1 pseudogene is annotated in these 461 nt (G+C 54.2%); it reads right to left on the bottom strand.

Features of this window, described 5'->3' with window-relative positions:
• A pseudogene (locus LZP96_RS24005) lies at positions 1-406 on the bottom strand (IS1-like element IS1B family transposase); the annotation flags it as partial.
• Positions 407-461 lie beyond the last annotated feature (55 nt).

Genomic DNA, 461 nt, shown 5'->3' with positions numbered 1-461 from the left:
ACAACCGTCTTCCGGAGCCTGTCATACGCGTAAAACAGCCAGCGCTGGCGCGATTTAGCCCCGACGTATCCCCACTGTTCGTCCATTTCCGCGCAGACGATGACGTCACTGCCCGGCTGTATGCGCGAGGTTACCGACTGCGGCCTGAGTTTTTTAAATGGCGGAAAATCGTGTTGAGGCCAACGCCCATAATGCGGGCGGTTGCCCGGCATCCAACGCCATTCATGGCCATATCAATGATTTTCTGGTGCGTACCGGGTTGAGAAGCGGTGTAAGTGAACTGCAGTTGCCATGTTTTACGGCAGTGAGAGCAGAGATAGCGCTGATGTCCGGCAGTGCTTTTGCCGTTACGCACCACCCCGTCAGTAGCTGAACAGGAGGGACAGCTGATAGAAACAGAAGCCACTGGAGCACCTCAAAAACACCATCATACACTAAATCAGTAAGTTGGCAGCATCACC

Origin of the sequence: Huaxiibacter chinensis, from assembly GCF_022171985.1 — a bacterium.
In the GTDB taxonomy this organism is placed as follows: Bacteria; Pseudomonadota; Gammaproteobacteria; order Enterobacterales; family Enterobacteriaceae; genus Enterobacter; species Enterobacter chinensis_A.
The sequence above is the reverse complement of the archived record's forward strand: the minus strand, read 5'-3'. Positions and strand labels throughout refer to the sequence as shown.